The organism is Rhodoferax ferrireducens (genome assembly GCF_003347515.1).
GTDB lineage: Bacteria > Pseudomonadota > Gammaproteobacteria > Burkholderiales > Burkholderiaceae_C > Rhodoferax.
This window is the reverse complement of sequence record NZ_QEII01000161.1, coordinates 1-251: the sequence shown is the minus strand read 5'-3', so window position 1 is coordinate 251 and position 251 is coordinate 1. Positions and strand designations below refer to the sequence as shown.

At 55.8% G+C, this 251-nt stretch carries 1 protein-coding gene; it reads right to left on the bottom strand.

Translation table 11 applies throughout. The features are described from left to right. On the bottom strand, positions 1 to 251 hold a 251-nt coding region (locus C5P05_RS00860; protein ID WP_157979163.1), incomplete at both ends, for an IS66 family transposase.

The window sequence follows — 251 nt, the reverse complement described above, 5'->3', positions numbered from 1 at the left end:
ACTGATCAACTTCAACCCAGTCTGGGCAATCTGGCTGGAGTGGTTCGCATGCAGCTCAAACAGCTTGCGCCGGGCATGAGCCATGCAGCCCGCCTCCACGATGCCCTTTGTGAATAACGATTTGTAGGCTGCGTAATCATCACAGACCAGCGTACCTTTCCAGCCGCCTTGTTCGGTGTTGGTGCCCAGGAACGTGCGGGCATGCTCACCGGCGCGAGACTCACAAAAATCGTAAACCACGGCTTTCAAGT